This is a genomic window from Alicyclobacillus sp. TC (assembly GCF_016804365.1).
GTDB classification, from domain to species: Bacteria; Bacillota; Bacilli; order Alicyclobacillales; family Alicyclobacillaceae; genus Alicyclobacillus_I; species Alicyclobacillus_I tolerans.
In genome coordinates, this window is sequence record NZ_CP044434.1 from 2,482,825 (window position 1) to 2,507,045 (window position 24,221).

General features: G+C 43.7%; 18 protein-coding genes and 2 pseudogenes. 3 read left to right on the top strand and 17 right to left on the bottom strand.

Going from position 1 to position 24,221, the window contains the following annotated elements:
- Nucleotides 1-31: 31 nt before the first annotated feature.
- Nucleotides 32-1,483: a proline--tRNA ligase gene (gene proS / locus FY534_RS12225; protein WP_203114704.1), complete on the top strand. Its 1,452-nt coding sequence runs from the start codon at nucleotides 32-34 to the stop codon at nucleotides 1,481-1,483.
- An 86-nt stretch (nucleotides 1,484-1,569) separates the two neighbouring features.
- Here proS and FY534_RS12230 read toward each other — a convergent pair.
- The 4 genes and pseudogenes from FY534_RS12230 to FY534_RS12245 form a co-directional block, all read right to left on the bottom strand.
- A pseudogene (locus FY534_RS12230) lies at nucleotides 1,570-3,101 on the bottom strand (FAD-linked oxidase C-terminal domain-containing protein).
- The gene (locus FY534_RS12235; RefSeq protein WP_238413551.1) at nucleotides 3,001-4,380 is read right to left on the bottom strand and encodes a (Fe-S)-binding protein; all 1,380 of its coding nucleotides are present in this window, start codon (nucleotides 4,378-4,380) and stop codon (nucleotides 3,001-3,003) included. The pseudogene FY534_RS12230 and the gene FY534_RS12235 overlap by 101 nt, the downstream one beginning before the upstream one ends.
- Complete coding sequence (locus tag FY534_RS12240; protein WP_203114706.1) at nucleotides 4,364-5,704, bottom strand: FAD-binding oxidoreductase; 1,341 nt, start codon at nucleotides 5,702-5,704, stop codon at nucleotides 4,364-4,366. Before FY534_RS12240 ends, FY534_RS12235 begins: the two co-directional genes overlap by 17 nt.
- Before the next feature lie 154 nt (nucleotides 5,705-5,858).
- The gene (locus FY534_RS12245) at nucleotides 5,859-6,638 is read right to left on the bottom strand and encodes an IclR family transcriptional regulator (protein WP_072875074.1); all 780 of its coding nucleotides are present in this window, start codon (nucleotides 6,636-6,638) and stop codon (nucleotides 5,859-5,861) included.
- Between the two features lie 276 nt (nucleotides 6,639-6,914).
- On the opposite strand from FY534_RS12245, the gene FY534_RS12250 reads away from it, so the two are divergent.
- Both FY534_RS12250 and aceB read left to right on the top strand, forming a co-directional pair.
- On the top strand, nucleotides 6,915-8,543 hold the full coding sequence (locus FY534_RS12250; protein ID WP_370541534.1) for an L-lactate permease: 1,629 nt from the start codon (nucleotides 6,915-6,917) through the stop codon (nucleotides 8,541-8,543).
- Nucleotides 8,544-8,658: 115 nt separating this feature from the next.
- Nucleotides 8,659-10,262, top strand: a pseudogene (gene aceB, locus FY534_RS12255) (malate synthase A).
- A gap of 118 nt (nucleotides 10,263-10,380) precedes the next feature.
- On the opposite strand, the gene FY534_RS12260 reads toward aceB, so the two are convergent.
- From FY534_RS12260 to FY534_RS12320, 13 genes are all read right to left on the bottom strand, one after another.
- Nucleotides 10,381-11,391: an aromatic ring-hydroxylating oxygenase subunit alpha gene (locus FY534_RS12260; protein WP_238413764.1), complete on the bottom strand. Its 1,011-nt coding sequence runs from the start codon at nucleotides 11,389-11,391 to the stop codon at nucleotides 10,381-10,383.
- A 213-nt stretch (nucleotides 11,392-11,604) separates the two neighbouring features.
- Nucleotides 11,605-11,952 carry an ArsR/SmtB family transcription factor gene (locus FY534_RS12265; protein ID WP_203114707.1) on the bottom strand — a complete coding sequence of 116 codons (348 nt, stop codon included), beginning with the start codon at nucleotides 11,950-11,952 and terminating at the stop codon, nucleotides 11,605-11,607.
- Between the two features lie 139 nt (nucleotides 11,953-12,091).
- A complete protein-coding gene (merA, locus tag FY534_RS12270; protein WP_203114708.1) occupies nucleotides 12,092-13,753 on the bottom strand; it encodes a mercury(II) reductase in 1,662 nt (553 codons plus the stop codon).
- Nucleotides 13,754-13,833: 80 nt separating this feature from the next.
- Nucleotides 13,834-14,154 (bottom strand): hypothetical protein, encoded by a 321-nt coding sequence (locus tag FY534_RS12275; protein ID WP_203114709.1) that lies wholly within the window; start codon nucleotides 14,152-14,154, stop codon nucleotides 13,834-13,836.
- Nucleotides 14,155-14,290: 136 nt separating this feature from the next.
- Entirely contained in the window at nucleotides 14,291-14,689 is a 399-nt protein-coding gene (locus FY534_RS12280) for a cytochrome c biogenesis protein CcdA (RefSeq protein ID WP_238413553.1), read from the bottom strand.
- Between the two features lie 11 nt (nucleotides 14,690-14,700).
- Complete coding sequence (locus FY534_RS12285; protein ID WP_165612024.1) at nucleotides 14,701-14,862, bottom strand: hypothetical protein; 162 nt, start codon at nucleotides 14,860-14,862, stop codon at nucleotides 14,701-14,703.
- A gap of 186 nt (nucleotides 14,863-15,048) precedes the next feature.
- The gene (locus tag FY534_RS12290) at nucleotides 15,049-15,294 is read right to left on the bottom strand and encodes a hypothetical protein (protein ID WP_072875080.1); all 246 of its coding nucleotides are present in this window, start codon (nucleotides 15,292-15,294) and stop codon (nucleotides 15,049-15,051) included.
- Between the two features lie 9 nt (nucleotides 15,295-15,303).
- Nucleotides 15,304-16,983 carry an ABC1 kinase family protein gene (locus tag FY534_RS12295; protein WP_203114711.1) on the bottom strand — a complete coding sequence of 560 codons (1,680 nt, stop codon included), beginning with the start codon at nucleotides 16,981-16,983 and terminating at the stop codon, nucleotides 15,304-15,306.
- Between the two features lie 85 nt (nucleotides 16,984-17,068).
- Nucleotides 17,069-18,079 carry an NADP-dependent oxidoreductase gene (locus tag FY534_RS12300; RefSeq protein WP_203114712.1) on the bottom strand — a complete coding sequence of 337 codons (1,011 nt, stop codon included), beginning with the start codon at nucleotides 18,077-18,079 and terminating at the stop codon, nucleotides 17,069-17,071.
- Between the two features lie 149 nt (nucleotides 18,080-18,228).
- Nucleotides 18,229-19,677, bottom strand: a complete 1,449-nt coding sequence (locus tag FY534_RS12305) for an MFS transporter (RefSeq protein ID WP_203114713.1) — start codon at nucleotides 19,675-19,677, stop codon at nucleotides 18,229-18,231.
- A 294-nt stretch (nucleotides 19,678-19,971) separates the two neighbouring features.
- Entirely contained in the window at nucleotides 19,972-21,285 is a 1,314-nt protein-coding gene (locus tag FY534_RS12310; RefSeq protein ID WP_203114714.1) for an MFS transporter, read from the bottom strand.
- Between the two features lie 228 nt (nucleotides 21,286-21,513).
- Nucleotides 21,514-22,482, bottom strand: a complete 969-nt coding sequence (locus FY534_RS12315) for a glycosyltransferase family 2 protein (protein ID WP_203115628.1) — start codon at nucleotides 22,480-22,482, stop codon at nucleotides 21,514-21,516.
- Nucleotides 22,483-22,563: 81 nt separating this feature from the next.
- Nucleotides 22,564-24,147: a GtrA family protein gene (locus tag FY534_RS12320; RefSeq protein ID WP_203114715.1), complete on the bottom strand. Its 1,584-nt coding sequence runs from the start codon at nucleotides 24,145-24,147 to the stop codon at nucleotides 22,564-22,566.
- Between the last annotated feature and the right edge of the window lie 74 nt (nucleotides 24,148-24,221).

The window sequence follows — 24,221 nt, forward strand, 5'->3', positions numbered from 1 at the left end:
GATGGGCACAGGAAAACAAGGAGGACGCTGTATGCCAAAATCTGATAAATCTTTCGTCAAAGAAATTACTCCTCAAAGCGAAGACTTTTCACGCTGGTATATTGACGTCATTCGGCGTGCTGACTTGATGGATTACGCGCCGGTGCGCGGTTGTATTGTGTTTAAACCAGATGGGTATGCGCTTTGGGAAGCCTGCCAACAAGAACTTGACAGACGTTTTAAAGAAACTGGGCACCGTAATGCCTATTTTCCGCTCTTCATTCCAGAATCTTTTTTTCAGAAAGAAAAAGAACATGTGGAGGGTTTTAACCCTGAGCTACCTTGGGTAACTGAAGCAGGCGGAGAAAAATTGGAAGAGCGTCTGGCGGTAAGGCCAACCAGCGAAACCATCATTGGTCATATGTACGCACAATGGATTCAGTCCTATCGTGATTTGCCTGTACTGATTAATCAATGGGCAAACGTAGTGCGTTGGGAGAAACGAACGCTTCCATTCTTAAGAACAAGCGAATTCCTCTGGCAAGAAGGTCATACTGCACACGCAACTGCTGAAGAAGCGATTGCAGAAACTGAACAGATGCTCAACATCTATACAGATTTTGTAGAGAATTTCTTGGCCATTCCAGTCTTCAAAGGTCAAAAGACACCTCTAGAAAAGTTTGCTGGCGCCGTTAGCACTTATTCAATTGAAGCCCTGATGAAAGATGGAAAAGCGCTGCAGGCAGCAACATCACACTATTTGGGACAAAACTTTGCCAAAGGGTTTGAGATTCAATTTCTCGATAAAGACAACGAGAGAAAATATGTTCATACGACTTCCTGGGGGATCTCCACACGTATACTTGGAGCGCTGATTATGGTTCATGGGGACGATCGCGGTTTGGCACTACCACCTAAAATCGCACCTACCCAAGTCATGATCATTCCAATTGGTCCACAAAAAGAGAGAGAACGCGTTGTAACTCACGCCAAAGATTTATTGAAGCGAATTTCTAAACGTAACATTCGCGTTCAAATGGACGCCAATGAAGATGCAAGTCCCGGCTGGAAATTTAACGAATATGAAATGCGAGGAATTCCTATTCGATTAGAAGTAGGACCGCGCGACATGGATGCTGGACAAGTGGTCTTGGTTCGTCGCGACACAGGAGAGAAACAGGCTATTGCAATAAATAAATTAGAAGAGACCGTAGAACAACTTTTAACGGATATTCAACAAAATATGTATCGCAAAGCTAAGCAATTTGCTGAAGAAAATAGCCGAATCGCTGCATCTTTTACTGAATTAGATGATATTATACAAAATCAGCGTGGGTTTGTTTTAGCAGGTTGGTGTGGTGACAACGTTTGCGAGTTAACTATCAAAGAGAAAACTGGCGCTACAAGCCGCAACATTCCCTTTGAGCCGCCTACTCACTTACAAACATGCGTAGTCTGCGGCTCTGAAGCGAAACACAGCGTATGGTACGCCAAGTCTTATTAAGAAGAATCTGTTTGGTCATTTGAGCTGATAGTCCATTTACACGCCCCAATCAGTCGACAATGGATTGGGGCGCTGGTATTGACGAATTATACCGTTTCCTGGAACGCTGCTGCGTACTTTTCAACCATGGTTTGAATTTGTCGAAATTCAGCACAACGGGCAGGGCGTGGAATCAGCTTGCCAGAATTACATAAATCAGCAGGATTGAACACACGTCGCAACCTTTCCTGCCATTGCAAGTCAACAGAAGAGAATTGGACTTTCATCTGTTCAATTTTCTCAATTCCCACACCATGCTCACCTGTAATACTCCCACCCATTTCTACACAAAGCTCTAAAATTTTTCTGCCGAGATCCATCGCTTTCGCCAACTGCTCTGGAATACGGCCGTCATAACATATCAATGGGTGTAAATTCCCATCCCCAGCATGAAAGACATTGGCGACGCGCAATCCATATTCATGACTCAAATCTGCAATCCTAGCCAATATCTCCGTTAACCTTGTACGTGGAATCACACCATCTTGAACCATATAATCAGGAGAAATTCGACCTACGGCTGGAAATGCCATCTTCCGACTGCTCCACCAAAGTTTCCGTTCTTCTTCATTAACAGCCCGACGAACTGAATGAACATTATGGCGACAACAGATATCCAATACGCGTTGGGCCATATCTTCTACACCAGCTTGAAGACCATCTACTTCAATCAGCAGCACTGCCGCAATTTCCGGCGGATAACCTACATGGTAGACACTTTTATCTACTGCCTGCATCATCAATTGATCCATCATCTCTACCGCAGCTGGCAGCACACCATGAGCTATGAGATCAGAAACTGTGTCAGAAGCGTCGGCTACCGTATGAAAATAAGCTAATACAGTTTCCACCGATTCTGGTTTTTTTAAAATTTTTACTGTAATCTCTGTAACAATGCCCAATGTCCCTTCCGAACCTACCATGACTCCCAGTAAATCATATCCCAACACATCACCATGTACCTGCCCAAGCGTAACAATTTCACCTGTGGGAGTGACCAAAGTTAAAGCCACTACGTGATTGCTCGTTACCCCGTATTTGAGGCAGTGCGATCCCCCAGAATTTTCAGCCACATTTCCTCCTATGGTGCATACAGACTGGCTGGAGGGATCGGGAGCGTAATAGAAGCCACGATGTGCAATCTGGCGACTTAAAACTAAGTTCACAAAACCCGGCTGCACAATAGCTCGATGATTTTCAAAATCCACATGCAGCAATCGATCCATTTTAACTAAACTAATGACAACCTCACCAGCGAACGGAGTAGCTCCCCTGACAATCCTGTACCAGCGCCACGAGGAAGGAAAGGTATTTGCTCGCGATTGAAGATTTTTACAATGGAGGCCACTTGTTCAGTAGATTGAGGGAACACTACTGCTCTTGGCATCGCCTTTTCAGCTACATACGCATCGCAGTCATAAGCTTTTAGCTTATCCGATTGAAAGATGACATTTGCCGATCCGAGCAAGTATTCAAGCTCAATTTGCACATGTCTTGGCAGCACCGTCTTCACCTTCCCCTTCCATTCTGTAGGCTCGTTGCAACAGTTCCACCGTATGGACCACTTTGACGGGTACATTTTTTTCTTTCAGACCTGAGGAAATTTGTAATAGACAACCCGGATTTCCCATTGCTAAAGTGGATACGTTATCCGGAATGTCCGCCAGTTTACGTTCGAGAAGTCTTTGAGCCATTTCTGGATGTGTCAGGTTATATATACCTGCACTTCCACAACACCGATCTGCATCTGGCAAATCCACTAATTGAAGTCCTGGAATAGAAGCGAGCAATGCTCTTGGTTGATGCCGTATTTTTTGTGCATGACAGAGATGACAAGCATCATGATAGGCTACAGTTTCGCAAAGCTCACCTTTCGGAGGTTCCCATCCTTTTTCAAAAAGCAATTCAGAAATATCTCTGACTTTAGATGCAAATAACTCTGCTCTTTCTATTTCTTCTGGATAATTGCGGAAAAGTTCAGGATATTCTTTCAACAACGCTCCACAACCTGCAGCGTTAACAACAATATAATCTGCATCTGAATTTAGGAATGCTTGTATATTCTTTCTTGCCAACGAACGCGCTGTTTCCCGGTCTCCCGCATGAACCTGCAGTGCTCCGCAACATTTCTGTTCGCTTGGTACATGAACTTGGAAATGATTGCGAAGCAAGACTTCAGCTGTAGCTTCATGAACATGCGTATAAAAAACATCCATCACACAACCTGTAAACAGTGCAACCATACCTTTTTCTCCCGTATTTTTACGAGTTGAAGATTTGCCATCCACCATTGGTAAATTTTCCGAATTCCCTAGTAATGGTTGAACAGTCACTTCAGGCATAGCCGCTTCCAACGCCTGTAAATGCCGAGGCAAAATCCGCAATAACCCAAGCCTTCTCACCCAAGTTTGAAGTCCTGAAACTTGATAAAAACGCGTCAGAGCCCGTAACTTTTGTAAACGTTTAGGATGGGGGAAAATCTCACGTAAAAATAGTTGCTCTAACCATCCTCGCCAACCTCTTTTAGGATTGGCATAAAACACTTGTCCTCGCGCCTCCTCTATCAAAGCTCCCACTTGCACACCAGAAGGACAAACAGATTCGCAAGCTCGACAATCTAGACAAGTGAAAACGGGATCCATAGCATCTTCGTTTAGAGTCAAGTGACCTTCGGCTGTTTGTTTAATTAAATAAACCCTTCCCCGCGGTGAATGGTTTTCATCGGACCACTCCTGATATGTAGGGCAAACTTCTAAGCAAAAACCGCAATGTACACAGACGGAGTATTTATCCTCATCTGGAGCATCCGCAAATATGAAAGATGACTGGCGATGTACTTCTTCAAATGGCAGACTCAAGCAAACCGCCTCCCAAAATAGGTAGTTGGGGTAGAATTTCATTTGGATCAAACGATTGTTTTAACGATTTCATCAGTTGTTGCTCTACAGGATGAAGATAAGTGGGCAATTCACGAAGCAAAGAGGAACGCCAGGCAAATGGGGCAGAAAGTAGTTGAAGCGTAGCTGAATATTGGCGAGTTAGGCGGACTGCCTCTGTTATCAATAGACGGGCATTGATTTCTGTAGGCTTGGTATAGATGCGTAAAACTCCCACTGGTTGACTTGCACTCTGTTCTATTGGACAACCTGTAACGTGAGACCAGTTGTGCAATGTTTTCTGAATTTCAGGCAAAGTTGTGGGCTTAGCCTGTATTTGCAGGAGAATGGGATAGGAAGCAAGCAATTGGCGGTATTGTTGCCACCATTCATCTGCTTCCTGCCCGTGAAGGACAGATATTTGAATACCGAGTTGACGGCAAATCTGACGAAGAAAATCAGCTTGGTATTCAGCTGAAAGCTGGTTCTCATGACAACCGATGGCTAACGCTGTTGGCGCTGGCGTATCCCATAAGTTGTTCAATTCATCTCCTGACATCCACTCAAAAGTACTTGGAATCAACGATGAATCTCTAATCAAGGAACTAGCCTCAGAAATTTTCATAAAATCACCAGTTAATAGACATACGGAGTGATAAAGTGGCAAGGGACGCAACTTAAAAGTGCATTCCGTAAGAATACCCAGAGAACCATAAGAACCTACCCATAACTTGGACATATCATAACCAGCTACATTCTTAACTACCTTGCCTCCAGTACGCAATAACTCACCATTCGCCATCACAACCCGTGCACCAATCAACAAATCTCTCCAAGTACCATACAACACCCTTTCGGGTCCATTATGATTGGCAGCCAAAAGTCCTCCTACAGTGGCTCCAGGATGACAAACTGGATAAACGGGTAGATGCTGCCCTTGCTCATGAACTATATTCTGTAAACAATGCAAAGACATTCCGCTTTGTACGGTAATGACCATATCAGCAGGAGAATACTCTATGCATTGTTGAAGAGAAGATACTTCCAGCAGAATGTCCATGGAATTATCATCCAACATTGGCCAAATCGTCCCAGCTCCGCAAGGGTGTACACGCCAGCCCTTCTCTCCCGCCAAGTTCATGACTGAAACAACCGCCTCTGGACTATGGGCTTTCACATGAAGATATTGGTTATTGTACATTCCAGCTCTTTCTTCCACTGTAATGCCAGTATTTTCCGAAAAATGGGCTGCCGTTTTCTGTAACAGACTTATTTTTTCCAACACTTCATCTGGATGCTGCCCCATACTTTCCCCACCTTTTACCGACCTATCATGGATGATCTTTTAACGAATAAAACCGAAACATGCCATCATTCTGAAAAATTGTTCTATATTACAGAACTGCGTTCTGTAATTTTTGATGTATTTCACACGTAAAGCCACTCCATGCAACGAATCGTTAAATAGAGGAACCACTTAATCCGTAGCCAAGTCGCATAGAAATGTTATGCCCTGCCTGTCGCACATATTCAGCATACTCTTGACGTCGTTTGTCGTCCATTCTATCCTTCGGACCGGAAACACTGCAAGCCGCAACCGCCTGCCGTTGATTATTAAAAATAGGCGCAGCCACACAACAAACACCTAATTCGTTCTCCTCGGCATCCTCCGCAAAACCATTCTCACGAACTTGTTGCAAAATCTGCATAAATACTTCTTTACTCGTGATGGTATAAGGAGTCAGCGATGGCATCCCATATCGATCCAATATAGAAAGTGCTATTTGACGAGGAGAGAAAGCTAAAATCGCTTTTCCGAGCCCAGTAGCATGAACGGGTACTCGCTTGCCAACTCTGGAGTGCATACGTATGGTACTCGCACTATCGTATTTGTCAATATAAACGACCGATCCTTGATCAACTAGCGCCAGATGAACAACTTCACCAGTTTGTTGCACGAGTTCGCGTAGAAAGGGCTCAGCTTCCTTGCGCAAGTCAATCGACGCATATAAACGCATACCGAGATCGAGCACAGCATAACCCAACTTATAACGTCCCGTGGTGCTGTCCTGTTCAATAAAACCGCGACGCATCATCGTTTGCAAAAGACGATGCACAGTGCTTTTGACCATTCTCATACGTTCTGCTAACTCAGTAATAGCCACTCCTTGTGGATACTCACTGACAGCTTCCAGCAACTGCAATGCTTTTTCAACAGATTTGACCGTATAATCCTCCAAATGTCTATCCCCTAATCTTGATGTTCAATATGATCCCGATATTCGGGAGACATTTCTTCCTACTGAATTCTACTATACAGAATTTTGTTCTAGAATATTGTATTTTGAATTTTTACGCAATAGAATGTGTCGAACACGATCCTTGTCTGTCGATGACAGCATAGAAAGGAGGATAGGAAGCGTCCAGAAAAATAATGTAACCGCTTTCATATATATTTCCTGATCTCGTTGTATTTCAAGCTTTACGATTCATGATTACAGAAGGATGTGAGCCGATTGAATCTTTCCCACGCATTGTTTCATCAGCTCTTACTCCCGGTTGCTCACGCAACACTACCTTCCTTTTTGGTAGGATTGATTCCCATTGCCGTTGTCCTGGTTCTGCTTGGTATTCTTCGTGTACCTGCCTGGATTGCGGCTCTGAGCGGCCTGGTGATTGGTTTTATTATGGCTGTATTCGTGTGGAAATTGCCCGCTCATCTAGCTGTAAGTTCAATTGCCAACGGAGCGGTATTTGCCTTATGGCCTGTCATGTGGATTGTCTTTGCCGCTATGTGGCTCTACAACCTTAGTCAAAGAACCGGATCGTTTGAAAATTTTCGCCGGTGGATGTATCGCTACGCTACAACTGACCGAAGAATTCAACTGCTTGTCATTGCTTTCAGTTTCGGTGCACTTATGGAGGGAATAGCAGGATTTGGAACACCTGTAGCCATTGCATCTGCACTTCTTGTCGGTCTGGGTTTTCCAGTTTTGGACGCCGTAGTATACGCTCTTATTTTTGATACCGCTCCTGTCGCTTTCGGAGCTCTTGGCGTACCCATTGTCACACTCGGTTCTGTGACCAATTTGCCAGTAGCCCATTTATCAGCCATGGTCGGGCGACAGTTACCTTTTTTCGCCTTCCTCCTACCCTTCTATGTCATTTTAGTCATGGGTGGTTGGAAAGCTTTAAAAGGCGCCTGGCCAGCCGCGTTTGTAGCAGGATTCTCTTATGCTATTACACAATTTCTCGTTTCCAATTATCTAGGTCCACAACTTCCTGATGTACTGGCTGCTTTAGTTTCTCTCATTGTCCTTGTTCTTTTCACACGAGTTTGGAAACCTAAAGACAGTCATGAATTTCAGTCTTATGCTCATGCAGAATCACGCAACAAAGATTTTGAAGGTTTTACAAGTAAAGAAGGTTGGCGAGGCTGGTTGCCCTGGCTCACCATTACAGTGATTGTCATAGCCTGGACATTTTTGCATTTGTCCGATCTCGGTACTCAGAAAATTCACTGGCCAGGCTTGGACAATCTTATTTATTTGACACTGTACGCGAAAAAGTATGCAGCCGTTTACGTTTTCCAACCTCTTGGAAGTGGTACACCTATATTGGTTGCCGTTATTTTCTCTGCCTTGTTACTTCGTTCTGGTTGGAAAAATTTCTGGCTGGCGGCAGCAGACAGTTGGAGACAATTGCGATTTCCCATACTGACGGTTATGTGCATCGTAGGTCTTGCCTACCTCTATAATTATTCAGGTATGGCCTATACTCTGGGTATTGCTGTGGCAGCCTTGGGTGCGGCATTCCCATTCTTTTCAGGATTTTTGGGTTGGATAGCCTGCTTTTTATCGGGATCGGACACTTCTTCCAATGCCCTATTTGGCAATCTTCAGGTAGTCGCCGCAAACCGTTTACATCTATCACCCACCTTAATGGCTGCTACAAATTCAAGTGGTGCCGTGATGAGTAAAATGATTTCGCCACAAAACGTATCTACGGGCGTATCAACAGGCGAACTCAAAGGAAAAGAAGGTTTGGTCATTCGCAGGACATTCATTCACAGCTTAATTCTGACTGCACTCTTAGGAATTTTAGTTGTTCTGCAAGCTCATGTATGGAAAGGTATGGTTCCCTAAAACACTTGTTGGATACTCTAAAGTGCGTTCTGTATATCAGAACGCACTTCTATATTTCAGAACACTGTGATATGATTCTAAGTGTTCAATTCATTCAGACAGGGAGGTTCAAGAGATGACCCGTTTTAACACCCCCCAAGGAGTGGAAATTCCTGGCGCGTGGCGTGAAGAATACCAACCTATTCTGAGTATGGACGCGCTACAATTTGTGGCTGATTTACATCGCCACTTTAACCGCCGCAGACTTGAATTGCTACAAAACAGAGAAAAGCGTCAAGCTGAATTAAACGCAGGAAAGCTACCCACATTTCTTCCTGAAACGGCTGAAATTCGCAACTCTGATTGGAAAATAGACCCTGTCCCTGCTGATTTACAGGACAGGCGTGTAGAAATTACTGGTCCGAGCAGTGATCGAAAAATGGTCATCAATGCTCTTAATTCTGGCGCCAAGGCTTTTTTGGTGGACTTTGAAGATGCCAATTCTCCCACCTGGAAAAATACGATACAAGGTCAAATCAACCTGTTTGACGCTATTCGCCGCCAAATTGACTATGTTTCCCCTGAGGGAAAAGAATATCGTTTAAATGAGCAAACAGCCGTGCTCATTATGCGGCCTCGCGGTTGGCATCTCCCCGAACGGCATATTCTCGTAGACGGCGAACTGACTTCTGGAGCACTGGTTGATTTTGGTCTCTATTTCTATCACAACGCTAAAGAACTCCTCGCACGCGGATCGGGACCCTATTTCTATTTGCCCAAAATGGAAAGTCATTTAGAAGCTCGACTTTGGAATCATGTTTTTCAATATTCCGAAGAAAAACTGGGGATTCCCAGTGGCTCTATCAAAGCTACTGTTCTGATTGAAACTATTATGGCAGTATTTGAAATGGACGAAATCCTTTATGAACTTCGTCACCACGCTGCAGGCTTAAATTGCGGACGTTGGGACTATATCTTTAGCTACATCAAACGTTTCCGAAACTTGCCGGATTTCTTTTTGCCCGATCGCGCTCAAGTAACGATGACAGTTCCTTTCATGCGTGCTTATACGCTATTGACGATTCAAACTTGTCATCGTCGCGGAGCTCACGCTATGGGGGCATGGCGGCGCAAATTCCAGTGAAAAACGACGAAGCAGCTAACGAACAAGCTTTTGCTAAAGTGCGCGCAGATAAAGAACGGGAAGTCACAGACGGACATGACGGAACCTGGGTAGCTCATCCTGGTTTAGTCCCTGTTGCCATGGAAGTTTTTAATCGACACATGCCAACACCCAACCAGATTTCTCGATTGCGTGAAGATGTTCATGTGACGGCGGAAGAACTTATCCGTCCCTCTGAAGGTTCGATTACTGAAGCAGGATTGCGTACGAATATTAGTGTAGGACTTCAGTATATTGAGGCTTGGTTGCGCGGTTCTGGAGCAGTTCCTATTTTCAATCTGATGGAGGACGCGGCGACTGCAGAAATCTCCAGAACACAAATTTGGCAATGGATTCACCATCCCAAAGGTATTTTGGAAGATGGACGCAAAGTGACAGTCGAACTTTTCCGGCAACTGCTTGATGAAGAACTTGAAAAAATTGCGTCGCAAATTGGCAATGAAGCGATGAATCATTCCCGTTTCACTGATGCCAAGCAATTGTTTGACAAAATCTCGACTTCTGAAGAATGCGTTGAATTTTTAACTCTTCCTGGTTACGAACTCTTGACAGAATAACACACACATATGATTCGGTTAAGAACAGGGTATCCATCCAGTTCTTAACCGAATCTCCTAGTGAACTATCTAAGCAACGCAATCACTAACTTCAATTTACAATCGATCAAGACATGGTTTAGGATTGTACGTTCAACTTGGCTTCATCTGAACTTAAAAACTCAAACCAGCGCTGTCGAAACCGAATCTGCGGCGCATCTGCAGGAACATGCGCCTCCATGCGTAAAGCCTCAGGAATAGGTCGTGGATGTTGACTTTCCACAACTTCCCTATCCTCATTTAGTATTTTCAAGCTATAACGACTAAAAACTCTATCCATCCCAGGTACACTCTGCATAAAATTTCTTCCCGCATAACCAAAAATTTTAGTTGTCTTTCCATCCATCGGAGAGAATACAACATAATTAATAAACTTACGACGCGCCTCTGATGATGGAGTCAATATCCATTGTTGAGGAAATTCATATCGCAAATGACCGCCGCCGTTTTGAATTTGAATAACGTCCTGCTGTTCGACTGAAAATTGAATTTTTGGAATTTCCGGACGCAAACGACGCCCAATTGTCTTTTCATGCACAAAGGCCAAATGGGCCACATCCAGCACGCTTTCCACTACACGAGTGAGATGCGCGTTCCAGGTTTGTTCATAGGCAGCCAAACGCATCTGGGCTTCTAAAAGTTCGGGGAATACGCGCAGAGGTTGAGATGGAATATTGGCATCCGGCCATACCCAAATTAATCCTGCACACTCTTCGACCGGATACGCTCTGACTCGCGCAAAATCAGGTATCGGCCTGTCTGGATGAGCAGGGATTTTCTCGCATATACCCTTCTCAGAAAACTCCCATCCATGATACGCACATTGCAAATGATCACCAATGCATTTCCCTAAAGACAAATCTGCTCCCCGATGTGCACAATACGCTTCAAGCGCATAAGCCTTTTGTTTGCTTGTACGATAAAGAACCAGATCCATACCAGCAATTCGACATTTTAAAGGTCGATCGCGCAACTCTTTTGACCAAGCCACTGGATACCACGCGAGAGGGATAACCGAATCGTCACTTGGCAACTTGTGAAAAACAGCTGGTTCTTCATCTTTTGCCATATTCGTTATGGGGTTTCTCATAGTCTCCAATATGATTTCTCCTCATCACTCGACTTGAATCAAGCTTTTTCACACCATTATTTATATTATACCGTATATATAATTTATAAGACAGTCTGATTTTACAAAGGGATTCCAATCTTTAAGTGAAGCGTCAAAAGAGAGTCAAAGCCTTGGCTAAACAAGGTTGACTCTCTTCGATGACCATGGGATTTTTATATTCAATTCTGTCAGCTACATACGCGTACAACTACGAATATGTTCTGCATTATCCGCCACAATTTCTTTGGCAAGTCTTAAAATCGCACTCACTCGCTCATCTGAAATCCGATACAACACATACTTGCCATTTTGTCGAGAAGTAACATATCCACACCACTTCAAGCAAGCTAACTGGTTTGAAACCTGGCTCTGCGTGGCGCCTATCATTTCGACCAACTGGCTGACACTTTTCTCCCCAGCTAGTAACAACTCAACAATGCGAAGTCGTGTTGAATTTGACAAACCATGAAAAAATTTTGCGTATATTTCTGTTTGCAATATATTTTCAGACTCCTGATACGGAGAGCTAGTATCCGCCATTTCAACTATCCCCTTATATTCAATGAATGGCATAAATTATTGATGCTCAAGGTTCTAAAGATATTATAATACTTTAATCTTATTGAAGTGAATCTTGCAAAGAATTTCGGAGGTTAGCATCTACAAAATAGGTTTTATATTACCCTGCACAGCAGGAAAGCTTTGATACGTTTTTATCAAATGTCAGTGTCGCAAGTTTCAACCCTTCTGCCATTGTCAGATACGGAGCAAGTGTTGACCGCAAATCATCAATGGTAAGTCCAAATTTCACAGCCAACAGAGCAGAATAGATAACGTCACCAGCATTCTCAGCAACCACGTGGACACCCAGAATCTTCCGTGTTTGTGAATCCGCTACGATTTTGAACACTCCCGTCGTTTCTCGATTAACCAAAGCTCGTGGTACCGCATCCAAAGGCAATACGGACGTCATCACGTCAAACCCTTCAGTCTTTGCTTTCTCTTCAGTCAAGCCGACTGTTGCAATGGATGGGTTAGTGAATGTCACACCTGGGACGACACGGAGGTCGATTTTTTTCTCGGCACCAGTAATTGCGTTTTCTGCCACAATCATGCCTTCATACGCAGCCACGTACACAAACTGTGGCCCCATCGTAACATCTCCAGCCGCATAAATCCAATGATTGCTCGTACGCAGATATTCATTCACAATCACTTCACCGCGATCCCCCAACTTCACCTTGGCAGCCTCCAAGTTTAAGGAATCCGTATTCGGTTTGCGTCCCGTTGCAATGAGCAGAGCTTCGGCCTCAACGACTTGCTCATGACCACCTACCGTAATGTAAACCCGCTTGATATCCCCGACTTGTTCGACTCTGTTAAACGTCGCACTGGTGATGATTTTCATACCCTGCTCCGTGAGTGCCTCGGTGATCGCCTGTGAGACTTCCGGTTCGTACGACTTCAATACACGGGCACTTCTTTGCATCAAGGTCACTTCAGAACCGAGATTGTGAAACATTTGTCCCAGCTCCATGGCGATGTAGCCTGATCCGATGACAGCAAGTCGCTTTGGAAGCTTCTGTAGTTCAAGAGCCGTCGTGCTTACCAGATAATCGACTTCGTAAAGACCAGGAATATTCGGGACTGCAGGAGAAGCACCAGTCGAAATCAGAAAGTTGCGTGCTGTGATTTGGCGGCCGTTGACTTCCACGGTCCTTTCATCTACGAACCGTGCTTCCCCTTGAATGAGATCAAACCCGTATTCATCAATCAAATCAATATACTTATGCTGGCGAAGCTCCCCTACAAGCTCATTCTTGTCAACTATCAGCTTTACTAAATCAACTGCACCTGTTGACGTATTTAGCCCATGAAACGGGTTATGCATAGCCATATGATGAATTTCTGCCGCTCGCAACATCGTCTTGGATGGGACACAGCCAATATTCACACAGGTTCCGCCAATGGTGCCACGTTCCACCATGGCTACTTTCGCCCCATACCCAACTGCTTGAATCGCTGCAGAAAACGCTGATGCTCCTGATCCAATGATGAGCAAATCATATTCATCATTTCCCGGCGCAATTTCTGGAATACGCTCCGACATATTTAAGATTTCCTCATCACCCGGCATATAACCTATATTGGAAACTTCGTGTTTGGCCTCTTCGAGGCTTTCTTTATCTTTAACCTGAAAAGTTGCTTCTCCACGCCGAAAATTTGCGGATACATCTTTCGCTCCGACACGCAATAAGGCAGATTTGACGTGATTTTCACAGTCTGTACAAGTCATGCCTCGTATTTTTAAACGAACTCTCCATTCGTTATTGTCAGACATTTATAACCACTCCCGACATTTGAGATATATCGCCCTAAAAAGAGGAAAACAAAACACCGGAATGAAGAAAAAGCTTCGTATTAAGTCTTGTTCGTACTGTGATGATTGCTTAAGTTAGCATCCTTTGCGCTTGTAAGAGGACTGGAGAGTTTGACATCACAGTGACAAGCCGCTTTACGCTTATTTCGTTGTTTCACAAAGATTACGATACCCATCACAAGGACGATTCCAATCACACCAGCAAGCAGCCAATTTTTGAGGAACCCCGTAATGAAGAGTCCCACACCTGTCGCCCCCAAAATCCCAGCAATCAGTGGTCCCCCACAACAAATCAACGGCACAATCAAAAGAGACAAAATGCCCAAAACACTCCACCACGAACCATTCTTTTTATCTTCCAAAAAATATCCTCCTCCTATTATGATTCATTGTTATATTCCTGCTTGCACAAACCTAAAAATCGTCTCAGTTTCTTTTTTGAATAATTATATTTTAATATTTTAATATAAAAGAGGAGCCAATACAAATTTTATTCTCTTAAATCAAATGGTGGCCAAATAGCCAGTCATATATAACATATAATCCAGCGCTTATCATCATGATCGCACTGATTCGAGTGACCCAAGGCAATATCTGGCGTAGTCTTTTGACAAGATATGTTTTTGAAATAAGAGCCAAAACAGAAATCGTCACAACCACAAGACCCATACCCAGAGCATATAAGACAAAATGTGATAATCCCTGTTCAAACTTTCCAAACATGATAGACTGAGATACAAGCATTAAAAATACTGGGAACGTACAGCCTATCGATGCTATAGCAAAGAATATGCCATAAGTAAACAGCGACCAAGCAGACCCTACTTTTATTCTTTTACCGAGACCGCCAGTATATTTCGCAGTGTTCAGTTCGAATCCACGTCCAGCCAGCATCATTATTCCCATTCCTACGAGAATGAGGCATTTTGAGTGGCCTCTGTAGTGATAGAACTCTTGCCTATCGTAGAAGTTGTATGGGTAGCTATTTGCGATTTTGCAGTCAATGGTGTACCACATCCCGTCAACCAAATAGCAACAAGAACAGTTGAACTCAGCAAGAATTTTTTCATCGATTTCCCTCCAGTTCATAATATTAAAATTATATAATATTTTGATGTATAGTCAACTATTGAGGTTTTCCAAGCATGCTTCTATGATGAAGCATCTGGATCAACCTGATGTACGTCTAAAAAAAACACTCCTTCCAATAGGAGTGTTTTTTTAAAATTGAATGATTCTCTATTCTTTTCTCAGCTCTATTTTTGATTATATCGTTTCCAAAAACGCAGCAACCAGCGAAAGAAAAACGGCAAGCGAATGCCAGCGCGATCGACCTGTGACAAAAATGCTATAAATGAACCTGCTACACGCCTGTCCGTACGAATTCTTTCTGGATTGGCGCGAAATGTGAGACGATATCCATCTTCCAAGCCTTCAACCTTCACTTCTACCGGTCCAAGAGGCTGCTTGGCCTGTTTCAGAACGCGCTCTTTGTCATTCATACGCATCTCCTACCTGTCCGGAAAATGGCGCTCTGCAATATTTTTTAACCAGCCTTGCTGTTTTCGCCAAACGATAAACAGCCATAACAGGCTCAATCCCATCATAGCGCATGCAATAATTTCTGCAACCCTTTGTTTGAACCAGAGACTGAGCATCAGTGCCACAAAAGAAACGAAGAGCAGCAGAAAACTGTACAGCATCTGTCTTGCAAGAGCACGTTCGACGAGAGAATAATGGAATTGAAAACGTTCAAACGTCAAGCGCTCTTTCGGAGTTTTAAGCGCTTCTTCGACCAGGCCAGGATATCGCGTCAATGGCGCCAAATAGGTTTGAGCAAGTCGAAGCCAAGATATACCTTGCCCTGTTTCCTGATTCTCATCTTTGCCTCGTCCTTGAATCCAGCTCTCAACAATGGGTTTACCGAGCGCTACAATATCAATGCCGGGCGAAAGGATATGCAAGACACCGACAAACGTCGAAAGCGCCCTGCCTAAAAACGCAAATTCTGCCGGCAATTGAATAGGCTGACGTTGTATCACAGCTTGAATATCTACTAAAATTTCTTCCAGTACCGTTTCATCAAAACGTTCTATGCTCTGCCTTTGGTAAAGCGAAATCAAATCGGAAATTGCTCGTGACAATTCACGACGATTCGCGTTAGGTAACAGAAAGCGCAACGCTTCTAATGCGTCAATAATTTGATCCATGTTGTTGAGAAGTATGCCTTCAACCAAAGAACGAATATGCGCAGCATCTTCCGATCTTAATGAACTTACCATACCAAAATCAAGAAAGACAATGGTTCCGTCACTCTGTACTAACAGATTACCCGGATGGGGATCTGCATGGAATTTGCCGCCGAAAAAAATTTGTTCTGCGTAAGCATTAAACAACCGTTCTGCCAATTCTTTACGATTGAGTCCATGCGCTTCGAGAAAATCGATATCTGAAACTTTCGCTCCTTCCATCCATTCCATAACCAGCACAGAACGGGTTGTAAACTCAGGATAGTAGCGTGGAATATGAATATCTTTACGTTCCGCATATTTATCTTGAAAATATTGGCCATTTTCCATTTCCTTGCGGAAGTTCAGTTCATCGCGAATGACAAGTACAAGTTCGCGATAGAGCGCTGACCAATCCGCCATCTTGCGAAAACGACGAAATCTTTTCATAAGAAAAATGACAATACGAATCGCTCGAAAATCCGCACGAATAATCCGGTCAATACCCGGTCTGCGGACCTTCACCGCCACCTCGGTACCATCATGCAATTTCCCACGATAAACAACGCCGATAGAAGCGGAAGCGACAGAATGGTGTTCCACGTCTGCTAACACACTGCTGATATCGCCATGCCAAGCTTCTCGCATTACTTTCTCGACTTGCTGCCAAGGTACAGGTGGCACTTGATCAACCAGATTGTCCAACTCGTGCAAAAATACATCAGGCAACAAATCTGCACGTGTACTGAGAAATTGACCAATTTTAATCCATAATCCCTGCAGTGATAGCGCTATGGACCGATATTCGCGGGCCTGTCGCACCAGCAATTGTTCCCACGCTTCCATCGCGGCTGCATCACGTGGTTCTGGATGGCGTTTGGAAAACCAGTAAATTTGCAGGGAAAAGCGGATACTCATGTTCACGATAACAAAAATTCGATAAAGCGAGAATCGTGTCCACATGATAGATGACCGCCTTTCCATCCATTTGCCCCGAACTCATATGGATTGTTTGGAAAACTTATCTGTTTCAAATGCCTGACATGTTTTAAAACGGATCGGCCACTTTAACAAGTTGTTTTCCTACATTCTCTCCGCGAAACAGGCCTAAAAAAGCCTTAGGAATATTTTCAAAACCTTCGACTATGGTTTCACGATATTTCAATTGACCTGCCTGAAGCCATTTCCCTAGTTCCTGCATAGCTACACTGTATTGAGGCTGATAATCACTGACAATAAAACCTTTTAGCAACGCTCTGCGAACGAGGAGAATAGGCAGAATGCGCGGACCCACTTCAACTTTTTCCGTATTGTAAAGAGCGATCTGCCCACAGAGCGCAACGCGAGCAAAGTCATTCAATTGAAGAAAAACCGCGTCTGTGATGTCTCCTCCCACATTGTCAAAATAAATATCCACTCCTTGTGGACAAAGCTCCGCTAGTTCCTTACGAATCGAAGGTGATGTTTTATAATTGATGGTTGCGTCAAAACCAAGTTCTGAAACAAGATATTGATTTTTTTCGTCCGATCCGGCAATACCCACTACGCGGCATCCTTTTAATTTGGCAATCTGCCCAACAATCATACCTACCGCTCCAGCAGCACCAGAGACAACCACTGTTTCCCCTTCTTTAGGCTGTCCAATATCCAACAATCCGAAGTAAGCTGTCAAGCCAGGCATACCTAATACGCCGAGAAAGGCTGAAAGTGGAGCTAGCTGCGGATTTAATTTCGTCAAGCGTCCCTTACTTACGTTAAATTCCCGCCAGCCGAGTTCACCTAAGACGAAATCCCCGGTTTGAAAGCGGTCATTCTTGGATTCCACCACTTGACCTACCACGCCACCTGTAATAACTTCACCTAGTGCATAGGGAGGCACATAAGATTTTCCTTCATTCATTCTGCCACGCATATAAGGGTCAACTGAAATATAAAGAGACTTTACAAGAACCTCATCTGCTTGCAAAGCAGGTATTTCAACTGTCTCAAACAAAAAATTGTCTTGACTTGGCATGCCTTGCGGTCTGCTTGCCAGTTTAATTTCGCGTTGTTTTGCCATAAATTTCTCCACTCCTTTACTACTTCCTATTGTAACCATCCTGAGTGGCTTCTCCAAATGAAAAAAAAAGCACAAGCGAATCACTCCACTCATGCCAAGACAATTTTCGTTTTTGAACAATGACAAGATTGAGCAGTGGAGCGCGGAACTTAAGCTCCTGTTGAGACCGTTTTAGCAACGGATGATGGTTGACCAATATCTGTGAGACTTTCCATAGACTTGTTTGCCGGTTCTGGTAAGAGCAGTGTCAATAAAATACCTGCCAGCGCAAACCCAAATGTGATATCAAGCGTTCCGCTAAGCCCTAGGTGGCTACTCAAAACAGGGAAGATGAATACACCGATAAACGCCCCAAATTTAGCAATACCTGCTGATATACCATGTCCAGTAGTACGCTGGGAAACAGGGAAAAGTTCTGCAGCCATGACAAAAGTTGTTGTATTCGGACCAAATTCCGCAAAGAAGTAGCTGACCCCATAGAGCAAAACAAATGGGATTAAATCTTTGGTAACTCCAGGTATAACTCCAATAAGGAGGAACATCAGTCCCATGACAAAGAATCCAATGAGCTGCAGACGTTTGTGACCAATCTTATCCATAGTTAGGAAGGCTACCACATAGCCAGGAACTGCGGCAATTGAGAAAATCATGAGCGAGATGGCCTCATTTTGGATTAAGGACATGTGCGGAGAAACAAGTTTGAGAATGGCACCCGTGGAGATGGTGTTTCCATAGTATGCATAGTCAAATACAAACCATGTACCTGCCGTACCAATGAGCGTGATGAGGAAACGAGGATTGGTTATAAATTGACGGAAAGTGAGACGCTGCACATTCTTTGTTAAACTGTTCGATTTTGCATCCACCGTACCATTGGTGAATTTGCGCATGGTACTCGCTGCTTCCGCTTCACGACCTTTAACCTGCGCTTCAAATCTTGGTGATTCAGGAAGTGTACGGCGTAAATAAATAACGGCTAAAGCCGGAATCGCTCCCAGACCGAGCATAATTCTCCAAGCTAAATCATGTTGAATTCCTGCACCCACTAAAGTTATAGCAACCATCGGTCCAACAATCGTGCCCAAAGCTTGCATGGAAAAGACCAGACCGACTGTTTTTCCTCTGTCTTTAGTATTGGAGAACTCCGACATGATAACCGCACTGACCGGATAATCTCCTCCTATGCCAATGCCCATAATGATACGGAAAATAACTAACCAAATAAAATTTGGAGAAAAAGCGCTTAATAATGCTCCTATTCCCATAATTGCCGCTTCTAACCCATAGAGTTTCTTGCGACCATATATATCTGCCAGTCTTCCGAAGACAAACGCTCCAATAAATGTGGCGATTAGAGTAGCGCTTCCTACAAGACCCACTTGGCTACTGTTTAAATGCCATTCACTTTTAATCAGGACAAGGGCGGCGCCAATGATAAACAAATCGTAAGCATCTGTGAAAAATCCCAGCCCTGCTGTAATGACTGCTCTTAAGTGAAACAAGCCAAGCGGCGCTTCATTCAGCGCGTCAACCAAACTGTTGTTTTGAGACATTCGCTCATAGATTCCCGCGCTTACCCCGTCGCGAGAATCCTCCACCTCCCCCTAGTTATCAGCCAGATTGCCAAAAAATACGCTTCATATGAGTGCAAACAGAATGTTTGGTCTGACTGACTATCTGTATCGTAAAACGGAATTGTAAAGACTGTGTGAAGATGACGTAAAAGTTTTGTGATTTTTGTCGAACTGAAGATAAACGTCCTATGTTTGGAACACCTTTTATCGTGAACATGTATCAACAAAAAAATGCTTCAGAACTAAGGGCAATCTTTCCCTTGTCCCAAAGCATATTCAATGATAGCTTTTTACAAATAAACTATCGGACGCAAATTTTTATTCTAAAGAAGCCTCTTCAATAGAAACACCTTTACCCGTCTCAATACCGCGAGCTACCCAAAGCAGCGCGCCTGTCAAGCCAATAGCCCAAATGATAATATTCATGACCATGTTGCCTTTGAGGCTGATTGCATAAGAGATATAGATAGTGGGGATGTAGAGACCAATGGACACAAAGCGGACAATAGCCGTGTATGTTCCCCGACGATGGGTCGGCCAAACCTCGCCTTTCAGCGCGTCTTCTGTCAAATAGCCAATGTTGACAAACACATTCAAAATCACAAGCAAGATAATGAACAAGGCCAGACTTTTACTCCAAGCACCAAGGGTAAAATAAATGAGAACCGTAATGATAAACGTACCGAGATATCCTGTGAGTAAAAGCTTCTTGCGACTCCAACGGTCTCCAAACAAACCAAAGAATCCAGAAAAAAATCCGGTCGCACCAGCTATCAAAATAATGGTGGACGTCAATTTGGGAAAAAAGTTGGGAGCCAGCGTATAGGTCATTAAGCCGAATCCGGCCGATCCGGCAAACGCTGTGGTCAGCGTGACATAAAAGCGCAAACCGAGCGAAACACGTTTTTTAGGCATGGAATCAGAGGGCTGCTCTATTCGCTTTTGAACGGGTTCAAGGCGAATCCGTCCCTGTTCTTCACCATAATAACGTATGGCTTCAGCCTCTGCTTGTTCTCTTCTACCTTGACGCATGAGCCAGCGAATAGATTCCGGTGTGCGAGTCCGAGCCAGAAAGAGAACAAATAAAACAATGATTAAAGCGACGCCCACTGTAGATTTTTGAAACGTCTCCGATGAATTCCATGCTGATGAAATGACTGCCAAAATACCCAGCAAGAAAGCACCAAGATTAATAAAGTTTAATTCCATCATCATCGTCTTACTCCGATGCAAACGTGGCATCATTTCGTGAGATGCCACCATAATCGTGTTCATCTCACCACCGGAAGCAAGGAGAAGCAAAGCCAAAGCGATAAGAATCCAGACATACGTATGAGCAAAAATCAAAATAATGCCGCCCACCGCATAAAGAGCCATGGTTAAATAAAAAGTCGACTTGCGTCCAAAGCGATCGGCAATAGGACCAAAAATGATAATTCCGATGATAAGCCAGATGGGTGCCCAAGATAACATGAGTTGGTCAAGCACTTTAGGTACTTTTACCCATCCAGTAGCTACTGGCGCGAGAGAAAAAATATAGTTCTCCAGTAGCATGCCGAGGCCGAATGACCAAAACAGCCAACTGTCTGTGCTCGTCCAGCGCTCTCTCGTATCAACCGCCACACCAGACATTCCTTTCCCTCCTGTCAATAATGATTGATGCGTAAAGATGGTGGATTTAACTTTACGCGCGCATGCAGAAAGCGCTCTCTCAACACTCTGAACTCGATTTCACAATCGCTGATGCATGCATCGACATCTTAACAAATTTTATAGACAATAGATCAGATGATTTTCTCTAAATCGACAAAAATTATGCAAATTCGCTGTTCTCTATGTTAGAATAATCAACCTATTCCTTTATTCCCTATTTTTATTAATTGATTGGGCCTGTTCAAGTGCAGAATGATTGAGATTGCTTCTCTGTTCCACAATATACATAGGACGCCCACGCACTTCATCGTAAATACGTCCAATATATTCTCCAACCACGCCAAGCAGTATCAACTGAATCCCACCTAGAAAAAGTACCACCAGCATCAGTGATGTCCAACCTTGCACCGTATTGCGGGTAAATATTTTTTCATACAAGACAGCGAGCATGCCGAGAAAACCACAAAAGGCGACAAACACACCGACATGTGTTGCAAACTGCAAAGGGCGGAAAGAAAACGAAGTAATACCATCTATAGAAAACCGGATCATCTTACGCAAAGGATACTTCGATTCTCCCGCAAAACGCTCTTGTCTTTCATAAGGAACGCCAATTTGTCGAAAACCCATCCAGGCAATCATGCCGCGAATAAAGCGGTGGCGTTCCCGGATGGCTGAGAGGGTTAATGCGACTTCTCGACTCATCAGACGAAAATCACCTGTATCCATAGGGATATCAATGTCAGTCATAGCACGAAGTACGCGATAAAAAAGATGGGCACTTATTTTTTTGAACCAACTTTCGCCTTCTCTTTTTTGACGAACAGCATAAACAACATCGTATCCTTCTCGCCATTTCTCTAAAAATTGCTCAATTAACTCAGGAGGATCTTGCAAATCAGCATCCATCAAAACAACCACATCACCAATGGAGTGATCGACTCCAGCCGTTACTGCTATCTGATGTCCAAAATTACGTGAAAAATGAATCGCTTTGACTTCAGTATGGCGTTTTACCAAATCTTCAAGCACTGTTTTGGTTTGGTCGGACGAACCGTCATTGACAACGATTATCTCATAGGTTAGGTCTAAATTCTGCATGACATCAGAGATACGAGAGATTGTAGTTTGCAAGGTGGCTTCTTCGTTAAAGGCTGGAAGAACAATGGATACCAGCGGTTTAGCAGGTCGAGTTTTTACATATATCGATTCAGATGAAACTTGTTTCGGTAACACGACTCTTTCCTCCCCTGCCTATCAGGCTATCCAAATACCACGGAAAAAAACACCAGATTTCCATGCAAGAACAATCGCGCAAAGAGCAGCAATCAAAACACACAAGACGAGGGAGCGAAGCAGTTTGGCTATAGCCGCAAATCCTGGGAACAACATAAGGACGTATCTTGGCAGTGACACCAAGTAATCTGGAATGTTCATAGAAGGCTCACTTGACGTAATGAATGAGACGGAGAGCATGTATAATAAAACCCCCCACTCTGTAAAACGGCGACGCCAAGCTAAAAGTCCAAGACTTGACACCAAAAGAACGAGCATGACTAAAAAAGCTGCTAATTCAAAGGCAATATATCGATGTTGCATCACTGTTAAACGAGGGTGATGATAAAGATATAAAGTGTGTGCGAAAGCTTTCCAGGGCCACATAAACTGACGATGCCAATGTTTTCTTTCGGCCTTCAAGAATGGCATCCATGAGTGAAAACGCTGTTTGAGATGATAGCAGTAAATCAAGAGACTGGCGGATGGCAACAAAAAAGCAACAGCTTGCCAACTTAGCTTTCTCCACCAAACCGGGAGCCAAAAACGAAAATCCATTTGCTTGTTTTGAAGATATTGAAAAAACAAAATAAATCCTATTAATCCACCCGTGTTTCTTGTTAATGTAGCCAGTGACGCAAAAATATTGGCCCACCATATTCGATTGCGGCGAGATGCTTCTACAGACAAGAACATCAATAAAAGAAACAATGATTCTGTGTAAGCTGCATCGAAATAAAAGGATGTAGGATAAAAACAGAATAAAATTGCGGCAGAAAGCGCTGCTTTGAAACCCAACCAACCATTCACCCACAACAACATAACCCAAATGGCCAAGAAAAAAGAGACCAGTGAAACAACAATCGCTGCTACCGGATAGGATAGGCTTGTCCATTCATGGGTCCAGCGTATTACCCATGGATAAAACGGCCAAAATGCTGTTTGCGCAATATTTTGGTGACCGAATTGGGCAATCTCCAAATACCATCTCGCATCCCAGTGAATCATGCCTTTTACCCAGAGCTGATAAGCAGAAACAGGTAGATGGTGAATTTTAGCAGCTTCCCATTCTCCAAACAAAACTATGGTTCGCTGAACAGCCACAAGCAAGAACGCGATCAGACCAAAGAGCCAAAAATGATTGTCATTTTTCTCATCACGAGATAGACGATTCGAATTCACCTTAAAAACATATCTTCGATTGATATAAAAGCCCACCAAGGTCGTGGGTAAAAGATTGATAGCTTGAGCGACATCAGCCACGTGCGTGATGTGATGCATAATCCATTGCAATAAGGCTTCACTGATCAATAACACAAAGAGATTAGCAACTAAAAACCGCAGCGCTTGTCTTCCACTCTTGACAGGTTGAGCAAATGTCCAGAGTGCATTGAGCAAATAAGAAGTTACCATTCCAGAGGCATAGCCTATGGCTAGGGAAACAGCAGCCGTAGCTCCTATGCGGCGTAATAACAAAAAAACCAAATAAGATACCAGGGTATTGACAACACCTGTAGCACAATATTTTAAAAAGGATACCCCCGCCGAAAGGTTTACTCTAGCCAATCGACTCTCACCCTCACCATAGATTTCCAGACAATAGGTCTTCGAGCCAAAGTATACCTTCGATGAAACTGAAA

Bases quoted from the DNA above. Each gene is read 5' to 3' on its own strand.
- FY534_RS12290 (WP_072875080.1), bottom strand. From the start codon at position 15,294: ATGAATGACAAAGAGCGCGTTCTGAAACAGGCCAAGCAGCCTCTTGGA.
- proS (WP_203114704.1), top strand. From the start codon at position 32: ATGCCAAAATCTGATAAATCTTTCGTCAAAGAAATTACTCCTCAAAGC.
- FY534_RS12300 (WP_203114712.1), bottom strand. From the start codon at position 18,079: ATGGCAAAACAACGCGAAATTAAACTGGCAAGCAGACCGCAAGGCATG.
- FY534_RS12260 (WP_238413764.1), bottom strand. From the start codon at position 11,391: ATGAGAAACCCCATAACGAATATGGCAAAAGATGAAGAACCAGCTGTT.
- FY534_RS12240 (WP_203114706.1), bottom strand. From the start codon at position 5,704: ATGGGGCAGCATCCAGATGAAGTGTTGGAAAAAATAAGTCTGTTACAG.
- FY534_RS12310 (WP_203114714.1), bottom strand. From the start codon at position 21,285: ATGTCTGGTGTGGCGGTTGATACGAGAGAGCGCTGGACGAGCACAGAC.
- FY534_RS12295 (WP_203114711.1), bottom strand. From the start codon at position 16,983: ATGTGGACACGATTCTCGCTTTATCGAATTTTTGTTATCGTGAACATG.
- FY534_RS12280 (WP_238413553.1), bottom strand. From the start codon at position 14,689: ATGATGCTGGCTGGACGTGGATTCGAACTGAACACTGCGAAATATACT.
- FY534_RS12265 (WP_203114707.1), bottom strand. From the start codon at position 11,952: ATGGCGGATACTAGCTCTCCGTATCAGGAGTCTGAAAATATATTGCAA.
- merA (WP_203114708.1), bottom strand. From the start codon at position 13,753: ATGTCTGACAATAACGAATGGAGAGTTCGTTTAAAAATACGAGGCATG.
- FY534_RS12285 (WP_165612024.1), bottom strand. From the start codon at position 14,862: ATGAAAAAATTCTTGCTGAGTTCAACTGTTCTTGTTGCTATTTGGTTG.